The following is a 20,651-nucleotide window of genomic DNA, read 5'->3' on the forward strand; positions in this document are numbered from 1 at the left end:
GCCCATAAAAGCCATTAATTTAGAAGTAACGGATGCCGACAACAGATACCAAAGTGCAATTCAGTCAACGTCTAAATCAGCTGTTAGACAGACATAATTTCCCTCCTAAGAACATGGGAAGGATCACTTTACTATCCGATCTGTTTGAGATTACACATAAAGGCGCTGGGAATTGGCTAAACGGCAAAGCGATACCATCAAGAAAAATGCTTAAGGTGATTGGTGAGCATTTTGGTGTTTCTGTTGATTGGCTTATCTTTGGACATCAACCTGACGAGTCTTTACCATCAGGGAATATTGATATTCCTGTTATTACCAAGGAGCAAATATTACCTTTCTTAAATAGTGGCATATCAGACTTTAACCAATACATTTCTGTGCAAGATCGCATCAGTTCAAAAGCTTTTGTAATTGATGCTAAGGACAGTGGTTTTGAGTTGGACTTCTTACTATCAAACAGTGCCAAGCTAGTTTTTGATCCTGATCTACCTCCGCAAGATAAACGCTTCGCCTTGATTCAGGTTAATGATGTTCTTTTGATCAAGCAATTACTTGAATACGATAAAGGTAACTTTGCAGTGAAATCGGTTAATAAAGGAGGCCAGTCAGAATTAAAAATGCTCAACAAAGGCAATTCAATTCTGGCTGTACTGATTGAGATTAGGTTTTAGAGCTGACTCGTTTTTGGACGTGCGACGTGAAGTCGTATGAAGCGCTGTTCACCGCTTAGAGTGAACCTGCCGTATCACCGGTTGAACCTAGGACTCTGAATAAAGTAGCGAGTCTGACAATGTAATGAAGTCGATTCGACGGGAAAATAATCGTGAGAGGACGTTCCTCCTGATAACCACATGAATCGGGTAAGTGCTAGGTAGTCAGTATGATGAAATATGTGAATCCATGCAAGGTGCGTTATGCGATAGAGCAGCGGAAGTGGTTATTACGCTGTGGCCAAAAGGCATTGAGAGTTGGCAAAGAAATTGTCCAATGTTCTTTCGTGATCAACAAATCTCTCCGCACTATAGTGGGCATCTAACCTGATATTGCGTGACATACGGAACACGGTAAGCCTGTACCGCTCCCACTGAGAAAGCTGTCTGCGAAGAGAGCCGATTAGCTGTGCAAGTAAAGGAGGCTGGAAAAAGCAAATGCTGCATTGTAATGATGCATATACAGACTTGTGTCTGGCGCGAAAGCGAGCCTACTTCCAGCTGGTCTCCCGTTGCAAGAGATTTTGAGGAACTTTATTAATGAAGAAACGCAAATGATGACTTCACCAGAAGTTAGTGCCTCTTCGGACGATGCTAAATGGCAATCCATTAACTGGAAAGCAATTAAACAGCACGTATTAAAGCTTCAAATGCGTATTGCAAAGGCAATTAGAGAAGGTAAACGAGGCAAAGTAAAAGCTTTGCAATGGATACTGACTCACTCGAAATCAGCAAAATTTCTTACTGTGAAAAGAGTTTCACAAAACAAAGGCAGTAAAACGCCTGGAATAGACGGCATCATTTGGAACACGGATTCCCGTCGCATGATTGCGGCTAATCAACTGAGTAGAAAGGCTTATAAAACCAAGCAGCTCAGACGTATCTATATCCCCAAGAAAAACGGCAAACTCAGACCACTAGGCATTCCGTGTATGAATGATAGAGCGCATCAAGCGTTGTATCTTTTAGCACTGGAGCCTATATCTGAAACAGTTGCCGATGCAAATAGCTACGGGTTTCGGCCTAACCGTAGTACCGCTGATGCTATTCAGCAATGTTTCATTTGTATGAGCAGAAAAGCCTCAGCGAATTGGGTTCTTGAGGGTAACATCAAATCTTGCTTCGATAGGATTGGTCATCAATGGCTAATCGATAACATTCAATTAGATAAAAGAATGCTCAAGCAATGGCTTGAATGTGGTTTTATCGATAAAGGATTATTCTACAAAACGGAAGAAGGAACGCCACAAGGTGGAATAATCTCGCCAACATTAATGCTGCTTACCTTAGCTAGTTTAGAACAACTTGTTAAGTCTATCGCACATAAGACGGGTGATAAAATCCATTTTATTGGGTACGCCGATGACTTTGTAATTACAGGCACTTCAAAAGAAGTACTTGTTAATCCTAAAAACATCAGTTGAACGCTGAGTATACACGTAACTATTTGAGCAGTATGATGATTTTATCATCATGGCTTTCACCCAATGAGTGAAGTGCTCTACGCTCACAAGCTTGCTAAAATGACTGCTATTTGCGTTGTAACTTTTGCAAGTAGAATAACTACTTGCTGCAAGCTACACCTTACTATCAGCCATTTTTTCTACGCTTGAGAACGCAGTCAACTGATGTTTCTAGGTTAATGAAGTCAAACCGCAGATTGCTCGATTTCTGCAAGAAAGAGGCTTAACACTTTCTGAAGAGAAAACGCATGTTACACACATTAATGATGGTTTTGACTTTCTGGGATTCAATATTAGAAAGTACAAAGGCAAACTGCTTATTAAGCCAAGCAAGCGCAATACACTGTTATTTTTGAGAAACCTGCGTCAACTCATTAAAAAGCATGCAACTATGTCAGTAAACGATTTAATCAAGTTGTTGAATCCAAAGCTGAGAGGATGGGCAAATTATTATCGCCATTGCGTTGCAAAGAAAGTCTTTGACTATGTAGGACATCAATTATTTCAAGCGTTATGGAGATGGGCTGTTAGAAAACACATTACAAAAGGACGGCAATGGGTTGCAAGAAAATATTTTCTAGACCGAAATGGCTATTGGCGATTTCATGGTCGTCAGAAAATAGCGGATATGGATTGTGCGTTTAACCTTGTTGAAATAGCAAAAACTCTAATTGAAAGACATGTAAAGATTAGAGGGGCTGCTACGCTTTATAATCCTGAGCACACCGCTTATTTACAAGAGCGCAAACTCAATAAGCAAAGCAGAAACTCTTGGTTTTAGCCTGTCATGCCTGTAGTGTGAAGTTGCTGGGTAACATAATATGCCTTAGTCGAGGCTTAAGCCCAGTGCAGTGAAAGTTGCACGCTGGGTTCTTAGGAGAACAACATCTGGTAACAGGTGTCGTTTATCCGACAGAAACACGCCAGCCGACCAAGTTGGCAAAGGAGGGGTAAAACCAATTTACGCTCAATTTAATTATTTTTTTGAGTCTGAGATACAACTATGAGCTATGAAACGGCTCCCCTGTGCGGTGGAAAATTTTTTGTTATACATTTATAGAATGCCTTAAAGCTGAATATTTTTGTATTTATCATTTCAGTGCGTTATTTCTTAGCTTGTTAATTCACTCACTTATTGAGTAATGTGATGGCGACAGTGCGCACTCCTGCTGAGCAACAATCAATATATAGATTCATGCTTACAAGTCTCCAAGAATACCCAAGCGAAGCCGTATCCTATCTAAACTTTGAGGTTTCAAAGTTTGATGGTGATGAAAACTTACAACAGTGTTATCAAAGATTAAGCAAAACCAATAGACAAAAGCTGTATGATTTTTTCAACAATAAATCATCGTCGACTCGCTTTAACTCTCGTACACGAGAGACTCATTACTGTATGAAGCCAAGTAATGCTTACCGACATTTTGCAACTGAGCCCCGCTCCATTACTCCAAAATCGAGCACTCGATATACCAAGCAAATACAGCAACCATCTCCCTCCGCTCACTCCTTTTTTACTCAGACAAGTGCACTTATTCACTCTTGGAAACTTAAAAAGAAAACCAAAAATCAACTGGGTATTGATTTAAATGCATTAATTGGTGGTTGCACTAAACTTTCTCAGCTTATTGAAATCATTCACAGCCTAAAAAACGACAAGCAGGTCATGGAAACATCATGGGACATAAGGTTAATCCATAAAATGTTACACAAAGCCGCCGAGTTTTCTGACAGCCATTCATCTAATTTCGACGGCATTTTTAGTGACATAATACGATTTAAATCGTCCTATGAATCGAAAACATGCATCATATTACTGAAATTAATTAAGTTAAATCTAAATTTTTCAGATGGTAAAAGATTGGTGCTAGGCAATACAGCTGAAGCTAGCTTAATGCAAAAATGGGGCATCAAGCCTGATGTTGCTGTTTACAATGCCTTTATCACGGTATGCGCTAAAACCGGCCAGTTTGACAGTGCTTGGCAACTGGTGTGTGGTGATAAGCCTGTGATGGCACCTCACTTGTCATTAAAATCCAATCAAATCACCTGCATGAATTTGCTGACGGCCTGCGCTGAAATGGAGCATTATGCCGAAGCTAAATCATTAGTGTTGGGCGATACAGATACAGCCAGCTTAATGCAACAATGGGGCATCAAGCCTGATGTTGCCATTTACAATGCCTTTATCACGGTATGCGCTAAAACAGGCCAGTTCGATAGTACTTGGCAACTGGTGTGTGGTGACAAGGCCATGATGGCACCTCATTTACCACTAAAAGCAGATACAATCACTTGCATGAATTTGCTGACGGCCTGCACTGAGGCGAGGCGTTTTGCAGAAGCCAAATCATTGGTGTTGGGCGATGGCGATACAGCCAGCTTAATGCAACAATGGGGCATCAAGCCTGATGTTGCCATTTACAATACCTTTATCACGGTATGCGCCAAAACTGACAAGTTTGATAGTGCTTGGCAACTGGTGTGTGGCGATAAGCCCCTGATGGCACCTCATTTGCCATTGAAAGCCAATCAAATCACCTGCACGAATTTACTAACAGCCTGCGCTGAATCGGGGCGTTATGCAGAAGCCAAATCATTGGTATTGGGTGATGGCGATACAACTAAAGTCAGCTTAATGCAGCAGTGGGGCATCAAGCCTAATGTTGCCATTTACAGTGCCTTTATCATGGTATGCGCTAAAACGAGCCAGTTTGATAGTGCTTGGCAACTGGTCTGTGGTGATAAGCCCGTGATGACACCTCATTTGCCATGGAAAGCCAATCAAATCACCTGCACGAATTTGCTAACTGCCTGCGCTGAGACAGGGCGTTATGAAGAAGCCAAATTATTGTTGTTGGGCGATAGCGATACGGATACAGCCAGCTTAATGCAAAAATGGGACATCAAGCCTAATGTAGCCATTTACAGCGCCTTTATCACGGTATGTGCTAAAACTGGCCATTTTGATAGCGCTTGGCAACTGGTGTGTGGTGATAAGCCCGTGATGGCACCTCATTTACCACTAAAGGCAGATTCAATCATCTGCACGAATTTGCTGGTTGCCTGCGCTAAAGCGGGGCGTTATGCAGAAGCCAAATCATTAGTGTTGGGCGATACAGGTACAGCCAGCTTAATGCTGCAGTGGGGCGTCAAGCCTAATATTGCCATTTACAGCGCCTTTATCACGGTATGCGCTAAAACGGGTCAGTTTGATAGTGCTTGGCAACTGGTGTGTGGTGATAAGCCCGTGATGGCACCTCATTTGCTATTAAAAGCCAATCAAATCACCTGCACGAATTTGCTGAGCGTTTGCGCTGAAGCGGGGCGTTATGCCGAAGCCAAATCATTGGTGTTGGGCGATACAGCTACAGCCAGCTTAATGCAGCAATGGGGCATCAAGCCTAACGTTGCCATTTACAGTGGCTTCATCACGGTTTGCGCAAAAACCAACCAATTTAATAGTGCTTGGCAACTGGTGTGTGGTGATAAGCCCTTGATGGCACCTCATCTACCACTAAAGGCAGATTCAATCACCTGTACGAATTTGCTGACGGCCTGCGCTGAAACGGGGCGCTATGCTGAGGCCAAATCATTGGTGTTGGGCGATGGCGATACAGCTACAACCAGCTTAATGCAACTGTGGGATATCAAACCTAATGTTGCCATTTATAATGCTTTTATCACGGTATGCGCTAAAACTGGCCAGTTTGATAGTGCTTGGCGACTGGTGTGTGGTGATAAGCCCGTGATGGCACCTCATCTACCACTAAAAGCCAATCTAATCACCTGTATGAATTTGGTGAGCGCTTGCGCTGAAACGGGGCGTTATGTAGAAGCCAAATTATTGGTGTTGGGCGATGGCGATACAGCTACAGCCAGCTTAATGCAACAATGGGGCATTAAGTCTGATGTTGCCATTCACAATGCTTTTATCACGGTATGCGCTAAAACTGGCCAGTTTAATAATGCTTGGCAACTGGTGTGTGCTGATAAGCCAGTGATTGCACCTCATTTGCCATTAAAAGCCAATCAAATCACCTGCATGAATTTGCTGGCGGTCTGCGCTGAAGCTGGACGTTATGCAGAAGCCAAGTCATTGGTGTTGGGCGATGGCTATACGGCTACAGCGACAGTCAGCTTAATGCAACAATGGGGCATCAAGCCTGATGTTGCCATTTACAATGCTTTTATCACGGTATGCGCTCAAACGGGTCAGTTTGATAGTGCTTGGCAACTGGTGTGTGGTGATAAGCCCGTGATGGCACCTCATCTACCACTAAGGGCTGATTCAATCACCTGCCTGAATTTGCTGACGGCCTGCGCTGAAATGGAGCGTTTTAAAGAAGCCAAGTCATTGGTGTTTGGCGATACAACTACAGCCAGCTTAATACAACAGTGGGGCATCAAGCCTAATGATGCCATTTACAATGCCTTTACTAAAGTATGTATTAAGGCAAAGGAGTTAGACACTGGAATATGGTATTTAGAAGAAATAATAAACAAATGTAACATGAGTACTTTTTCACAAATTCATGCTCAACTTGCGCCGCTTGAAAAAGATAATTTCGCAAGCATGATTGATAAAGGGATAACACAAGGAATATATAAAAAAAATGTTGGCTTAATGAATCATTGTATAGATTTGCATATGGATAAAATCTTCGAAGGACATTCAGGCGATGGTACACATATTCGAGGTGTTCCATTAGCTTTCGCAAGACTATTATTTTGTTACCACAAACAAAACAATGAACCCAACATCACATCGATCATAACTGGGTACCATGGCAATAATACGTTAAAAAATGGAATGATAAGTTTTCTCAAAGATGAATTTGGACTTGAGTTTATCGAGGATGAATTCAACTCAGGAATGATAGTATTGAGCAAGTCTGCCCATTAAGTAGAGTAGGCTACTGGCTTCGCTATCGCTTATCCAGCAGCCCCTCTTCGATTCCGTGCATGAGGTTTTCCCTCACACGGCTCTGTTGTTACACTTCTCTCAGCCCCTTCACTTTGCTTATCATCTTGTCGTGGGTAAATACTCAAGACCAGCTTGGCGTAATTTTTCGTAAGCACCTCGTGATAGATACTTGCTTCGACGTTGACTTAAGCGACGATGCCAGCGATAGAACCGGTTTACTACAAATCCATTTATTCTGAAAAATACACCTCTGGGATAACCTATCCCACCAAAATAGTGTTTCCATCCCCTCAGAACTTGATTAACCTTATTTATCAGTACGCCAAGTGTATTTGAGGTTCGGTGTTTCACTATGTCTCTGATTTTATTTTTCAGCTTTGTTTGGCTCTTCTTAGACGCCTGTATCTTGATGTAACTGGTGCCTTTGATGAGGCCTGTGATCCGTTGAAAGTTAAAACCGAGGAAATCAAACTCATTCATCAGCTTTCCCATATCCACACAGTGGGTTTTACTTTGATTTAGCTTCAGACCTTCATCACTTAATTGCTGTGTTATCCAGTCCAGTTGCTCTTGTGTGTAGGTTTGCTTATGAAGTACAACAAAATCATCTGCATAGGTAACGATTTTACACGGTGTTTTTTCGTGTATTTTCAAACAGAAATCGTTGAGATAGATGTTAGCCAGTAGTGGAGAGATAACTCCGCCTTGCGGAGTGCCACATCGGCTTGCTTCTATTCGCCATTTCCCGTTGACCGTCTCTATGCTGATGGGCGCTTTGATAAAGCTTTTCAGTAAACTCAGAAAGCTGCTGTCGCTTATTCGCCTTTCTACTTTTGCCATCAACTTAGCGTGCGGGATGGTATCGAAATAGGCGCTCAAGTCAGCATCGAGTACGTGCTGGTAGCCTTGTTTTAGGCTCATTTCAATGACTTTTACCGCTTGCTGGGCGCTTCGACATGGACGGTAGCCATAACTGTGTCCATGTAAATGAGGTTCGTAGACGGATTGCATCACTATTGTCATCGCCATTTGCACAATTCTGTCACTGATTATCGGGATCCCAAGTTTCCGCGTTTTGCCGTTGTCTTTGAGTATTTCTACTCGTTTGACTGGGCTAGGTCGATAGTTTTTCTGTTGTAATTGAGTTTGAATTTCTTTGGGTGTGGGTCTTTTAAAACGACGAAGTTACCCACATCTGTATAACCTCTGTTTGGATTGCTTTTTGTGATACTCCCAATACTTTTCAATATCACCACTCGATCTTAACGACCTAAGTTTTAATATAGCTTCTGCACCTTCAAGGCTCCATCTCGCTCCAGTGATATCCAACCTATCATTAATCAGATGACGACAAGCTCCCTCAATGACACCGCTAGCAATTGGGAAACCTTGCTCTAACGCTTTACCGTATTCTAATCTTGATTTATTTTTCAATAGATAACCGATGCACTTATTAATGCCTTCTCGTTGTTTTAATTTCCGTTTTGTTGCACTGATCCCAAGGCCTTTTGCTACTTGTGACGCATTACCTCGTAAGATTTCAGTCGCTCGCTTTTCTATCCAATCTTCGACTTCTGGATCATCTTTTTCAAATAAGCACCACGCCGCTTTCCAGAGATATTCAAGCACATGGATGAAATCCATGACCACCGTTGCATTGATGTTGAGTTTCTTCATCACCCGATAAATTTGTTTTAGCTGATGAGGATGACCATCAACGAGTACAACCCACTGACAGCTTTGAGTTGGGTCTCGTTCCAGAGCTTCTAAAAATGCTTCTTCAATCACAGTCGCAGCGCTTCTTTCTACGCTTGCCCACACACGTTTATTTCTTGGTGGCACACGTAATGGACGAACATTTGAATTATCGTTTCTAGACATGATTGATTCTGGGGTACGATGCAAAGGCTTGGTGGTGTATACCGCTGCAACTTCTGCCATTCGTTTGCGGTCTTTTTTTTCTCCAGCACTTAGGCGTCCTTTGAGCTTCTGTTGTTTCGCTGCTTTTTGCGTGCCCTCTCTCAAGCTATTAGGTTGCATAACGATGCCTTTTCCATCCATAGTCAATACCAGTAAATCAGATGTATTTTCTGGCTTAAGGTATCTCTGCTGGAGATAAAAACCATCAAAATCTTGTGCAATATCCTGCACAATTTGCCTTGCTTGTCGCTTGGGCACGTGCGCACCTGTGGTGGTATCTATTGAGCTTACTGCATCATCATATGAGCCTTTGACTGCTTCTGTAGCGAGCCTTAGGCGTACACCATCAGAGTATTTATCTTTCGAAAGATTCAGCTCACCATCCATTGGAAACACGCTATCACACCGACGTTGACTGTAACCTTTTCGATGCATCGTTACGGTACCAAATAAACTTTCTAAGTTTCGTTTGCAGTTATTTTTCAAATGATTCAATGCAATGTCACGGTTGGAACAAACTTGCTGACGGGGCTCTTCAGCGGTTTTGATATCTAAGAAACCCTGTAATAAACACCGCAACAACTCAGTTCCTTCGGTATCGATATAAGCTTCAACTTCTCCATGGCTTTCTTGCTTAACTTGCTCGTCTTCGAGGTGCGAAATAATACGTTCAAATTACAATTTTGCTTCAGAAAAGAATGAAAATTCGAGTGAGTTTGAGTATGCTAGTTTCATGAAAGGAGCCTTTTTATATACTTGTTGTGTGTGGAAACTGATAAGTACTATAAAATGTGAGCTTACGGCAGCATAGCGTGAAAAACTAAATTATTTCAGGTACAGCTAGACCTAGGCGATTAGCCCAAGTCCATTTCTTACAGCTGTATTATTTTTCAGTGACGACTGTTTCTCGATAATTCCACGGTAGGTATTCTTCAGGATTGGTTTTCACTTTATCCTTCTCTCTCTGTAAAAATGTGAAATACTCAAACACATTGATGCCAGCTTCACTTGCTGTTGCAATCATTGACGTGATGACATCACCAATCGTAGCGCCAAGTAACGTCTTATGGAACATCGCATTTTTTCGGTCACGAACGATGATTTTTAACATGGCTTCGATACGGTTATTATCGATGTATACACCTTCGTAGTGGCAAAAATAGCTCAAACCAACATAGTGTTTGACAAAATATCGCATCGCCTTACCTAAACCACTATTCTCTTCAACTGTTTCATCGTTAAGGTGTGTTGTACACCACTGCTTGATGGTTTTCATTACAGGCAACGAATGTTGCTGATGGTAACTCAGCCTTTCTGTTGCCGTAAACTTTTGCTCTTTAGTGTGCTGCTCGTAAGCCCAAATTTCACCATAACGTGTCAGTACGTGCTCGACTTCATCGGGGAAATGGTTAATGACATCAACAAATTGTCGTCTGGCATGACTGTTACACAATGACAGCAGACATTCTCTTACCGTAGGGCGATTACTGACCAGAGCGTCACTCATCATTATCGGCCTAGATTGATGAGTACCGCGTTTGTGCAACAGGCTATCGATGAATTCGCCAGCATGACCAATATTAGTTTCAAACAACACGATACTATCATTGGCTTGAGTGGTCGCAATAACACCTGATGTGTACACGCCGCTGCGCATTTGTGTCTTGTCACTGTTACGCACCGGTTTTTCTATTGGCGTAGCATCCAAAATTCGGTGAGTCGTGTCATCGAGATAATAATGCTTCGCATCGGCCGCGAGGTTAACCAACATTTGATAAACAGGGTAAATATCATTGGCCACATATTCAACTTGGTCAAACACAGTAGACGCAGTGATTTTGACACCAAGCAGCTTTTGAATGCTCCCTTGGCGATAAAACGGCAACCCGGCAAAATACTTGTGTATGGCCATTAATGACCGAGCTGAGTAGCCGTATTTTTGTTGCTCGCTCCCGTCGGCTAACACTTCAACTGGCAAAGCGGCGGTAGCGTAAGCACCACAAGCATTACAGCGAAAGCGCTCCATGACATGCTGCTCTGGCTTAAACGGACTTTGCCCTGTGATACACAGTAAACTGCCTGGGTCGGTTTTGTACATTTTACCCATGTGGCACTCTAGGCAGTTATCACCCTTTTTCACATCTGTACTCTGATGCACTATCACAACTGGCTTAGCGGGAGTGAAATCTTCACCGCTCTCTTTGGGTTTACGATTTTTACCCGCAGTGTGTTTACCGCTTCCTTTATTGCTTTTACTGACACGAGACAAGGCTTCTGAAGACTTTTCAATGCCAAGTAACTTACGCAATTTGTGCACGGTGACATCGTGATTGGTTAATCGTTGCTGCATCGTCGATAACGTCACTAAGGCATCAAGTAACAACTGACAATCTTCTGGAGACAGTGCTAATTCATGCTCTCTGGCTTCAGTAACACGAACTATCAGTGCTTCCAGCGCGTTGTGGTCGATATCAGTAAACGGTTTACTCATTAAAGGACAGTCCAGCTTAGGCGAATAGGAAAAATGAATTCGGCGGGCAGTATGATCCGATAAATAAAATAATCAACCGGTAAGTGCGATTTATTTCAAGCGACTTGAAGATAAATAAGGTTCACCACTCAGTAATTGCCGTAATTGTGCCGCAGCCATCGGTTGCATAACGCCATGATGACGTGGCCATCCATGAAATTTTCCTTTTGATAACCGTTTGGTCATCAGCCAAAAGCCATTATGCTCATAAGTGAGGGCTCGTATCATGGTTTTGTTGCGATTAATGAAGACGAATATCGAGCCTGAACGCGGATTACTCGACAAGCGCTGTTGGCACACGGCCGCCAGTCCATCGATACCACAGCGAAAATCAGCAGGCTGAGTCGCAATGAAGATACGACTGTTGGAAGTTAAATAGATCATGATTTCATTGCCCCGATGAGGGCGCAAATAAAGTGAACATCCACCACACCTTGTATATGAATATTGTCGCCATTAGATAGATTCAACTCAAGTTTTACTGGGGAATTCGGCTTGATGACCTCAGGTAAGTTGGGTAATTCAATGAAGTCTGTAATGGACTCTGCCGAGTTTGATACCTGGCACCATTGTTTAAATTGAGAGCCACTGATACGTAAAGCGGTGCAAATTTGTGATGATGAGTAATGCTCTAGCAATGAAGTGGCTTGCTCGCGGAGAGTGTTTGGTATTTTAGTTCCGCGACTCGGCTTATTTATGCGCCAATGGGCGAAGACTGTGGCGACGCGAGTTAATGGCTCTATATTTGGCATGATGGGCTCCGATAATTAATCTGCCATCATTACATCAAATTATTGGGTTAAAGTTGCACTATGCTGCCGTAAACTCACTATAAAATTGCTCCTTTCGCACCATTTATTAAACCCATCCAATTGATAATGAATGATCTTTTCATGCTTTTCGTCGATCTAAAAGATCTACACCCAATTTCTTTTAACAGCGCAACGACTTTCTTTTGCTGCTCTAGATAACTGAATGTGATGCCATCAATTCCTGCTCCGCCTTTATTGGCTTTGCATCGTCGATAGGCTTCTTCGAGTATATCTAGGCGACTGAGTTTATCGTACAAGCTGTAAAATCGTAGCTCCGAGTTAAGCTTTGAGCGTAAGTAAAGTTTTCGCTGTAATATTCTGATATTTACTGGAGTGTTAGCCATATGGCAATTTCACCTCAAAAGTTACGTTAAAAAACGGGTGTAACACTGAGCCCCTTCCCTGATGTGAAGTTATGTTGTCTTCACGGTTAACGGTACTATGGGCTCATCCGACTGCCTGAGCGCCCTATCTGAAATTTCGGTTTACCTTATATTCGGATAGTGCAAGTCACTACCTTCCAACACTCAGGCTCTCCCACGTTCACTTTATTTCCTTCAATACATGCCACTTCATATTACGCCGGAAGATCAAACAGATGCATTTACCAGTTGCTTCTCTGTTTGTGTCAGGGTTCGTCAACTAGGAAAGACTCCCCATCTTCATTTTTTGATTTACGACGCTTAACTGAATTCGCTTGATGCTGCGGCCTACATTACATCTCAACCTTTATTCAAGGCCTTTGTCACAGGGCTTCATGTCATAGCGGTTACCCATTATGCATGCCAGTCAGATTTCGGGATGAACTGGTAATTATCCCGTCAGGTACGTTTCAACCTGATGGACTTATTATAAATAATAACGTTGCTGTCTCTGGTTTATGGCCATGTAATCGCTTGGCTGCGTATACGTTGAGACAAATCCCGCAACAGAATAAAGCGCTTCGTGGCGCTCCCTAAAAACATCAGTTGAACGCTGAGTATACGAGTAACTGTTTGAGCAATACGATGATTTTACCATCATGGCTTTCACCCAATGAGTGAAGTGATCTACGCTCACAAGCTTGCTAAAATGACTGCTATCTGCGTTGTAACTTTTGCAAGTAGAATAACTACTTGCAAAAGCTACGCCTTACTATCAGCCATTTTTTCTACGCTTAAGAACGCAGTCAACTGATGCTTCTAGGATTAACTGTAGTTGCTTGCATTTATAAATCGGTTTGCTCGCATTTATCCGTCATTTTCTGCTCGCAATAAATGACTTTATAAAAACGAGCTTGCTTACATTAATTGCTTTTATCAAATTAGTTGCTCAGATTAAGTGACTTTATAAAGCTATGTTGCTCACTTTAAATGATTCTATAAATGAACCAATTTAAATGAGCTACAAATTAAATAATATCATATGGTTGACTCGTTATTGGACAAAAGCTACTTAGCGCAAACGCATAACCTTCTCGATTCACATTAAAAAAACTAACTGAATAACATCCTAAAACGTGCACCGTTGTCTGGTTGAACATAAGTCAAATCGCCGCCATGTTGCACCATTATATGGCGGGATAAACTTAAACCAATACCAGAGCCTTGTGGTTTAGTAGTAAAGAAAGGCACAAAAATCATCTCATGCACATGTTCAGCGATGCCTTCACCGTTATCAATAATATCGAGGCTTACTTGAGCACTTTCATTTTGATGTAGGCTAATCGTTATTTGCTTATTTTTGAGTTCACTTACCGCTTCTGTAGCGCTTTTTAAAAGGTTTATCAGTACCTGCTCTAACTGCGCAGCATCAGCCATTAATGAGTAATCACTGGGTAACTTCAGTTCCAAATCAACTTGCAATTGCTGCCATTGTGTTTCAAACAGCTTTAAGGTTCTGTTCACTAAATCTTTAAGTGAAGTGATTTGCAAATTCGGCGCTGGTAATTGGCTCAACGAGCGGAATCGACCAATAAACTCATCCAAATGTGCAGTTCGCTTAGCAATGGTATCTAGTGCTAATTGTAAATCTTGCTTATCTTCCTCATCGTCAAAACTGAGCTGCTCTGGTATTAACGTGGTCGCAGTTTGTGATAATGAAGTAAGGGATGCTGCGACTTAGGTTATACCGACGTATAATCCAAACAGAGTAATTTACGGTTGCAGCCAAATGTCTACTTCAATTTACCTTTCTAGTGAGTCCAAAAGGATAATTAAACTTGCATCCAGTAAACTTCATGGGATGGAGAAAAGAGTTTTTATGGCCGAAGTATCCAAAACCTTCTGCTGTGGGAGTCCACGCTTAACTGAAACAGAATTTGGCTGGTGTCGAAAGGCTGTTGCGCTTGGGCTTCATGAACAAGAAACGGGCTTCGAGTGTTTCGGACACTATGACGGAAAACCTCGAAGTGAAGTGAGTCAGCCTCAATTAGAAATAGATATTAGAGCGTTAGTAGATCCTGAATCGCAAGCCGACCCGAAGTTTAAAAATACGTTTGTGTATACCCGAATTACAGCGAAAGGCGTCAGAAAAAAGTTAATTGAAGAAAAAGGCTGGCTACCTGAAGAATTACCTAAAGAAAGAACCATTAACGACATATTAAATCGACTGGGATACAGACTTCGACGAGACCAAAAAACTAAACCCCAAAAAAAATTCCTCAAACAGACGCTATCTTTGAAAACGTAAACAAAATCAATAAAGAAACAACCGGTAATAAAAAAGTCATCCGTATTAGTATAGACTGTAAAGCGACAGTTAATGTTGGTGAGTATTCCCGTTACGGTAAATCTCGTAGTGCTGATGCTGTTCAAGCGTTGGATCATGATATGGAAATAAAAAAGAAAATGATCCCGTTCGGAATTCTTAACCTCGACAATGATCAACTTCATTTTTTTTATGGCAACTCAAATAAAACAAGTGACTTCATTTGTGACGCACTTGAATGGTGGTGGGATTCAGTTAAAAGTGAAAATCTAGAAGTGGAAGAACTCATTATTTTTTCAGATAATGGTCCTGAAAATAGTGGCTGTCGTACTCAATACCTGTTTAGATTAGTAGCGTTTAGTGAACAATCGAAACTCAAGATTCGAAACGTCTACTACCCGCCATACCACAGTAAGTACAACCCGATAGAACGAGTCTGGTCATCGTTAGAGAGGCATTGGAATGGCACATTACTGAGTACAGCCAAAACGGTAATAGAATGGACAAAAACAATGACATGGAAAGCGATGAGCCCAGTAGTCAATTTAATTGATAAAATTTACTCAAAAGGAGTCAAGCTCAATAACAAAGAAAAAGAAGAGCTGGAAAGTAAAATAGTCAGAAATAGTGAATTACCAAAGTGGGATCTTACAATCACTCCAATTGCGGTAGATTTTTAAATGCTAGATCCCTAATGCCTCGTTTTGCCACGGTTTGGCAATAAAATCAGCGGCTCCAGCTTTGATGGCTTGGACTGCTAAGTTCATATCGGCATAAGCCGTCATCATAATCACGGTAGTGCTTGGTTTCAGCGTTAAGATCTGCTTTAGCCAATGAAACCCCTCTTTGCCACTGATAGCATCTTGAGTGAAGTTCATATCCAGCAGCACTACATCAATATCAAACTGGTTTAAGTAATGGCTGATTTGTTGCGGATCAGTTGTGGTTTTAACTTGTTGATAGTGCTGGAACCCATCAGATACGGGTAACAAATAAATGAGAAAATCTGAGGAGAAAAACGTTATTTATTGAGATAATAAGCCGACTAAAACTATTCTCAAAATAAAATGCCGATACTCGACCGAACACCGCTTAACTCCTCAGACAAATTCGATCTTCTCTTAAAAACTATCGCTTGCCAAGTGCATGGTGCAGTTTCTTCTCTTTCTGATGAATTTAATGTTTCTCGTAAAGCCGTTTACTCCGCTAAATATGCGGCTCAATCGGCACTAAAGTGCCTTGTTACTACCAACGACGAATCTGATGTCATTACATCTGTAAATGTTGACGTACCACATCTTCGCCGTTCTATTGTGGCTTTATCAATCACAGCACCTAACTCTATTCGAGCAATTGAAGAACAAATCCCACTCATTTATCCAGGCTGTAAAGTCAGTTACGGTTACATTCAAGGCGTTATCGTTGAAGCTCAAGAGCAGGCTGAGTTATTTAACGAAAAAGTGTCGCTATCAGCCATAAAGAGTGTGGCCATCGATGAGATGTTCAGCCAAGGTGACCCCGTACTTGCTGGGATAGATCTCGAAAGTGGTTATTTATTTTCACTCTCTCACGAACAAAAGCGTGACGGTGAAACTTGGGCACGAGTTTTAGGTGAAGCTAAATCACAAGGATTATCACCTCAGCACGTCGTTAAAGATGGAGCAAAAGGAATAGCGAAAGGCGTTAGCATGAGCTTTGAACATGCAGAGCAACGTGATGATGCTTTCCATGCGTTGTATATCGTAGGTAAGGCGCTGAGAAAGGTTGAACGTCGGGCGTACTACTACATTGATAAAGAGGCTAGTTTGGAAAAAAGATTGCGTAAAGATGTATTCGATACAGAGAAAAAGCAGCAGGCAATGGTTGATTTATTAGGCGTGCAAGCGAAATGTGAGCAAGCGATTGAGCAATATGAAAGTGGAACGAAAAGCAGAAATCATCTCCACCAAGCTTTGACCAGTATTTCCATGAAAACGGGTAGCCTCATGACGAAAAAACAGGCTGAAGCCTTGCTAACGAAGGCTGTTGATGGCTTAAAAAATACTGAGCATAAAGATGGCATCACCGCTGCTAGATACATAAAAAATCGTTTGAAAGGACTGACATTAGCAACTCAAGCACTTCACGAAAAGTTACTGAAACTTGGCGAACTTTATCCTCAAGAATGCGTTGAAGTGGCTTGTCGCTTCTCTGAACGAAAGCGCCAATTACGAAAAGCTAAACCTTGGAAAATAGCGCGGTATCAGAAAGAATTAGTTGGCAGTTATCAGTGGTTGCGACTCCGTTTAGGCAAGAGTGCCAGCGAACTTATGCTGCAAGTGGAAGCGTTGCATCAAACTCGCCACAGAGCATCAAGTGCCATTGAAGGGTTTAATGCCACTCTACGGTCTTACCTTTATGTCCGTAAAGGAGTCAATCAAGGTTTCCTCGAGTTATTTAAAGCTTGGTACAACCTTCGCTCAAGACGCTGGGGGAAACATAAAGGAACTTCATCGTATCAGAATATCACAGGGAAAAAAGTTGATGACTGGCTAACAATGCTGAATTTTCCACCTTCGGATTTACACCACTAAGCACTCACAAACTTTGTGTGATTTACGGTAGCGGTTCAACTGAGGTTGAGCTGGCGATCTCTCTTTGATTTGTTACCTTTAAGACCTATGTTTTGATCAGTCCTAACTAATGCCTTAGCAACTGACACATACGATGGAGCTCTATAGCTAATATGAAATTCTACGACACAATTACTAAATACGTCTATGAGGAGCGTAAGGTATGGCCTTCCAAGCGGTATATTGAGTTCGTCATCTACGAGAATTAAATCCAGTGGTGTGTGATCTATTTCCACCCTTTCTAGAATTCGAGTTGGCCGTATATGTGAAAGGCATTTCTCAAACATTCTATCCGCTAAATATTTACCATAGCGAGCAACAGCCTCGGGATATGGTGGTAACTTATTGATTCGTCGATTAAAGCTTTTATATGAGATTTTTGGTATTTTGCCATCAACGATTTTGTTGTTTTCAATCGTAATTAAGTCACAATAATGCTCGTAGGCTTTCATTATCGATGGGCGTATTGCTTTGTAATACCTTTCTAGTGCAACTTTAAAGAACTCTTCATCGCCAGATATTCTTTTAGCTGTATTGCCTTTTTTCTGATGAAAATCAACTAATGAAGTTATTTCACCTCCGCTGTCTTGGAATTTTTTCCTCCACCTAACTACTGTTCTCCAACTAGGAATCTTCTTTGTTTGCTCTGAATACAACTCAGCTAAGATAGGCTCTAAACTTTTTTTAGTCCAACCTGATGTTATCTTTTGTTGTATTAATGAAATAATCCTAAACCGCTCAATAGCTTGTTCCTTCAACTCGTTAGAATAAGTATCTAAATCTCGTTTTATTAATACCGACTCTTCTAATGGAATATATTGTTTCGGAGTAGTTGCCTGCTCTCTTTGATAAATGTTTTCGAACTCATCTTTGAAGCTGCTCATGACTCACACCAAAAAGTAGGATTACCATCAAGTTTCTCATTGATGAGATCTACCTTAACTTTCCCTGTTGCTACGAGTTGCAATACATTAGCTCTTAAGTTTCCAATATCCTCTTCAAATTGAGTTAAAAGACAGAATAATGATAACCTCCCAACCTTGTGTATGATGTTTAATATTTTTTCTTGAAGGTCATTTTCAAGTGTAAAACTTGAATAGCGGTGAAGTATTTTTAAATTTTCAAGTAATGGTTGTCTTCGGACTTGTTCATCTGTTACGAGAATTAAAGAAATACCTAATTTTTCTCCTGATTCCTTTCTGGCCTCAGGGCGGGATCGTGCTTTAGATCTTGAAAATAATTAAATCAATTTTGAACTTTCCTGAGTAACGATGATCAGATCGACAAATGAATACTGATTTGAGTCTGATTATGGACGTAATGAAAGAGATTGAACAAGTTGAAGATTATCGTGTTGAAGCTAATAAAGAGTATGATTTAGCTGATATTATTTTTCTTACAATTGCCGCAGTGCTTTGTGGTGCTACAGGCTGGAAAGCCATCAACATTTTCGGTGAAGCTCAATTAGATTGGTTAAGACAATATCGGCCATTTAGTAATGGCATCCCGACACAACACTCAATCGGACGGATAATTAGAGGTGTTAAAGCCGAAAGTATGATGTCTTGCTTTATTAACTTTTCCAATACATTACGGGAGCGAGATGGTAAAGAGCATATCAGTTTTGATGGTAAAGTTGCTTGTGGCTCTAAACACGGTGATGACATAGCGGCGCTTCAACTAATGACGGCAATGGTTGTAGATAATGGGCTGATAATACGTCAACAAGAAACGTCGACCAAAACGAATGAAATCCCAGTAATGCAATCCATGCTAAAACACATGGATATTGAAAATGCAGTGATTACCGCTGACGCCATGCACTGCCAGAAAGAAACTGCAACCTTAATACGTGAAGGAAAAGGTGATTACGTTCTTCAAGTGAAAAAGAATCAAGGTAAATTACTTGCTGAAATAGAAGCTTATTTTCATAAGTGCTATCGAGACACACCAGAGCTTTTAAAGCAGAATCACTTTACAGAGTTAGACGGTGAGCACGGACGAATAAATGAAAGACATTATCGCCTTTTGCCAATTACAAATTGGTTTGACGAAACGGCTAAATTTGTAGGCAGTCAGGCCGTTGTTGAAGTCACTCGGATGCGAGAAATGAAGAATAAATCAAGCCATGAAACGTCTTATTACATAACCTCGTTAGCCAGTGACGTGGAAGGCATCGCTGGATATATACGGAAGCACTGGGCAATTGAAAATAGTCAGCATTGGGTTCTCGATGTCACTTTTAAAGAGGATGACTGTAAAATTTATGCTGATGATGGTGCAAAAAATTTAGCAACTATTAGGCGAAAGGTTTTGAACTTAATTAAAAATCACTCTTCAAAAGACAGTGTGGCTGGCAAGATACAGCGAGCCTGCTGGGATGCAAAATTTAGGGCTGAGATTTTATTTGGAGAATAATTCATCAAAGCATAATCCCGCCCTGTTTCTGGCCTTAAATCGCACTTTGAACTCAGACTTTAGCGCTTGCCTGATTGCTTTATATTCAATATATTGTTTAGTCTGATCTTTAAAAGTGATCACTGCGTCTGGGGTATACGGAAGCTCCTTTCCTTCAAAATGATACTTGTAACCTTTCGGCTGAGATTCAAAACTAACAACGTCCTCGTCAAATTCATGATGAAAACAAGCGTCAAACTCAATAGTACCTTCACACATAACTATTTTATTTGTTTTTATACTCACAAATTTAAGAACGCTTTTATTGGGAGAAGCTTTGCGAAGATTTCTGATGTACATCTCAAAACCATTAAATTAAGCAAAGTAATCTTAAGAGGATAATCACACTTTTAATTTTGAGATAATAAATACTTTTTTACGATAAGATATTTGACAACTTATGGGTTAGATTTGTCATCTTATGATGTGATTTATAACAGGTTATGGGTTAAATTTGTCACTATATGGGTAAAATTTGTCATCTTATGGGTACAATGACAAATAAAACTCAATATTTACCGTAAGTTATTGA

Annotated in this window: 16 protein-coding genes and 1 pseudogene; 7 read left to right on the top strand and 10 right to left on the bottom strand. The window is 41.1% G+C overall.

Annotation, left to right across the window (positions count from 1 at the left end; all coding sequences use genetic code 11):
* The first annotated feature begins 32 nt into the window (after positions 1-32).
* From E2I05_RS15285 to E2I05_RS15300, 4 genes are all read left to right on the top strand, one after another.
* Entirely contained in the window at positions 33-671 is a 639-nt protein-coding gene (locus tag E2I05_RS15285) for a hypothetical protein (RefSeq protein ID WP_121855067.1), read from the top strand.
* A 593-nt stretch (positions 672-1,264) separates the two neighbouring features.
* Positions 1,265-2,134: a reverse transcriptase N-terminal domain-containing protein gene (locus tag E2I05_RS15290; RefSeq protein ID WP_121855066.1), complete on the top strand. Its 870-nt coding sequence runs from the start codon at positions 1,265-1,267 to the stop codon at positions 2,132-2,134.
* A gap of 391 nt (positions 2,135-2,525) precedes the next feature.
* Positions 2,526-2,954: a group II intron maturase-specific domain-containing protein gene (locus tag E2I05_RS15295; protein ID WP_279387047.1), complete on the top strand. Its 429-nt coding sequence runs from the start codon at positions 2,526-2,528 to the stop codon at positions 2,952-2,954.
* 366 nt (positions 2,955-3,320) lie between these two features.
* The gene (locus tag E2I05_RS15300) at positions 3,321-7,079 is read left to right on the top strand and encodes a pentatricopeptide repeat-containing protein (protein ID WP_133309723.1); all 3,759 of its coding nucleotides are present in this window, start codon (positions 3,321-3,323) and stop codon (positions 7,077-7,079) included.
* Positions 7,080-7,199: 120 nt separating this feature from the next.
* On the opposite strand, the gene ltrA is transcribed toward E2I05_RS15300, so the two are convergent.
* The 7 genes from ltrA to E2I05_RS15335 all read right to left on the bottom strand — a co-directional run bounded on the left by ltrA (position 7,200) and on the right by E2I05_RS15335 (position 14,329).
* Positions 7,200-8,252 carry a group II intron reverse transcriptase/maturase gene (gene ltrA, locus E2I05_RS15305; RefSeq protein ID WP_133309724.1) on the bottom strand — a complete coding sequence of 351 codons (1,053 nt, stop codon included), beginning with the start codon at positions 8,250-8,252 and terminating at the stop codon, positions 7,200-7,202.
* A gap of 33 nt (positions 8,253-8,285) precedes the next feature.
* Positions 8,286-9,686: an ISKra4 family transposase gene (locus E2I05_RS15310; protein WP_133309725.1), complete on the bottom strand. Its 1,401-nt coding sequence runs from the start codon at positions 9,684-9,686 to the stop codon at positions 8,286-8,288.
* 217 nt (positions 9,687-9,903) lie between these two features.
* Entirely contained in the window at positions 9,904-11,511 is a 1,608-nt protein-coding gene (locus E2I05_RS15315; RefSeq protein WP_133309726.1) for an IS66 family transposase, read from the bottom strand.
* Between the two features lie 90 nt (positions 11,512-11,601).
* Positions 11,602-11,934 (bottom strand): IS66 family insertion sequence element accessory protein TnpB, encoded by a 333-nt coding sequence (gene tnpB, locus E2I05_RS15320; protein ID WP_133309503.1) that lies wholly within the window; start codon positions 11,932-11,934, stop codon positions 11,602-11,604.
* On the bottom strand, positions 11,931-12,302 hold the full coding sequence (locus E2I05_RS15325) for a hypothetical protein (RefSeq protein ID WP_133309536.1): 372 nt from the start codon (positions 12,300-12,302) through the stop codon (positions 11,931-11,933). The genes tnpB and E2I05_RS15325 overlap by 4 nt, the downstream gene beginning before the upstream one ends.
* 77 nt (positions 12,303-12,379) lie before the next feature.
* On the bottom strand, positions 12,380-12,706 hold the full coding sequence (locus tag E2I05_RS15330) for a hypothetical protein (protein WP_133309727.1): 327 nt from the start codon (positions 12,704-12,706) through the stop codon (positions 12,380-12,382).
* 1,131 nt (positions 12,707-13,837) lie between these two features.
* On the bottom strand, positions 13,838-14,329 hold the full coding sequence (locus E2I05_RS15335) for a sensor histidine kinase (protein ID WP_121855304.1): 492 nt from the start codon (positions 14,327-14,329) through the stop codon (positions 13,838-13,840).
* 274 nt (positions 14,330-14,603) lie between these two features.
* Between E2I05_RS15335 and E2I05_RS22645 the strand changes: the two are divergent.
* Positions 14,604-15,730, top strand: a pseudogene (locus E2I05_RS22645) (ISAzo13 family transposase).
* Positions 15,731-15,733: 3 nt separating this feature from the next.
* Here E2I05_RS22645 and E2I05_RS15350 read toward each other — a convergent pair.
* Positions 15,734-16,042, bottom strand: a complete 309-nt coding sequence (locus E2I05_RS15350; RefSeq protein ID WP_424450125.1) for a response regulator — start codon at positions 16,040-16,042, stop codon at positions 15,734-15,736.
* A gap of 75 nt (positions 16,043-16,117) precedes the next feature.
* Here E2I05_RS15350 and E2I05_RS15355 point away from each other — a divergent pair, with 75 nt between their 5' ends.
* On the top strand, positions 16,118-17,623 hold the full coding sequence (locus E2I05_RS15355) for a transposase (protein ID WP_133309425.1): 1,506 nt from the start codon (positions 16,118-16,120) through the stop codon (positions 17,621-17,623).
* A gap of 35 nt (positions 17,624-17,658) precedes the next feature.
* Here the strand turns inward: E2I05_RS15355 and E2I05_RS15360 are convergent, their stop codons facing one another.
* Positions 17,659-18,546: a hypothetical protein gene (locus E2I05_RS15360; RefSeq protein WP_121855314.1), complete on the bottom strand. Its 888-nt coding sequence runs from the start codon at positions 18,544-18,546 to the stop codon at positions 17,659-17,661.
* A gap of 403 nt (positions 18,547-18,949) precedes the next feature.
* Between E2I05_RS15360 and E2I05_RS15365 the strand changes: the two genes are divergently transcribed.
* Positions 18,950-20,080: an ISAs1 family transposase gene (locus tag E2I05_RS15365; RefSeq protein WP_133309729.1), complete on the top strand. Its 1,131-nt coding sequence runs from the start codon at positions 18,950-18,952 to the stop codon at positions 20,078-20,080.
* Here the strand turns inward: E2I05_RS15365 and E2I05_RS15370 are convergent.
* Complete coding sequence (locus tag E2I05_RS15370) at positions 20,066-20,419, bottom strand: TnsA endonuclease N-terminal domain-containing protein (RefSeq protein ID WP_121854817.1); 354 nt, start codon at positions 20,417-20,419, stop codon at positions 20,066-20,068. The two genes, E2I05_RS15365 and E2I05_RS15370, sit on opposite strands and share 15 nt — an antisense overlap.
* Positions 20,420-20,651: the final 232 nt, after the last annotated feature.

Origin of the sequence: Parashewanella spongiae, assembly GCF_004358345.1 — a bacterium.
Classification (GTDB): domain Bacteria; phylum Pseudomonadota; class Gammaproteobacteria; order Enterobacterales; family Shewanellaceae; genus Parashewanella; species Parashewanella spongiae.

Bases quoted from the DNA above. Each gene is read 5' to 3' on its own strand.
- E2I05_RS15285 (WP_121855067.1), top strand. From the start codon at position 33: ATGCCGACAACAGATACCAAAGTGCAATTCAGTCAACGTCTAAATCAG.
- E2I05_RS15290 (WP_121855066.1), top strand. From the start codon at position 1,265: ATGATGACTTCACCAGAAGTTAGTGCCTCTTCGGACGATGCTAAATGG.
- E2I05_RS15300 (WP_133309723.1), top strand. From the start codon at position 3,321: ATGGCGACAGTGCGCACTCCTGCTGAGCAACAATCAATATATAGATTC.
- E2I05_RS15315 (WP_133309726.1), bottom strand. From the start codon at position 11,511: ATGAGTAAACCGTTTACTGATATCGACCACAACGCGCTGGAAGCACTG.
- tnpB (WP_133309503.1), bottom strand. From the start codon at position 11,934: ATGATCTATTTAACTTCCAACAGTCGTATCTTCATTGCGACTCAGCCT.
- E2I05_RS15325 (WP_133309536.1), bottom strand. From the start codon at position 12,302: ATGCCAAATATAGAGCCATTAACTCGCGTCGCCACAGTCTTCGCCCAT.
- E2I05_RS15330 (WP_133309727.1), bottom strand. From the start codon at position 12,706: ATGGCTAACACTCCAGTAAATATCAGAATATTACAGCGAAAACTTTAC.
- E2I05_RS15355 (WP_133309425.1), top strand. From the start codon at position 16,118: ATGCCGATACTCGACCGAACACCGCTTAACTCCTCAGACAAATTCGAT.
- E2I05_RS15360 (WP_121855314.1), bottom strand. From the start codon at position 18,546: ATGAGCAGCTTCAAAGATGAGTTCGAAAACATTTATCAAAGAGAGCAG.
- E2I05_RS15365 (WP_133309729.1), top strand. From the start codon at position 18,950: ATGAATACTGATTTGAGTCTGATTATGGACGTAATGAAAGAGATTGAA.
- E2I05_RS15370 (WP_121854817.1), bottom strand. From the start codon at position 20,419: ATGTACATCAGAAATCTTCGCAAAGCTTCTCCCAATAAAAGCGTTCTT.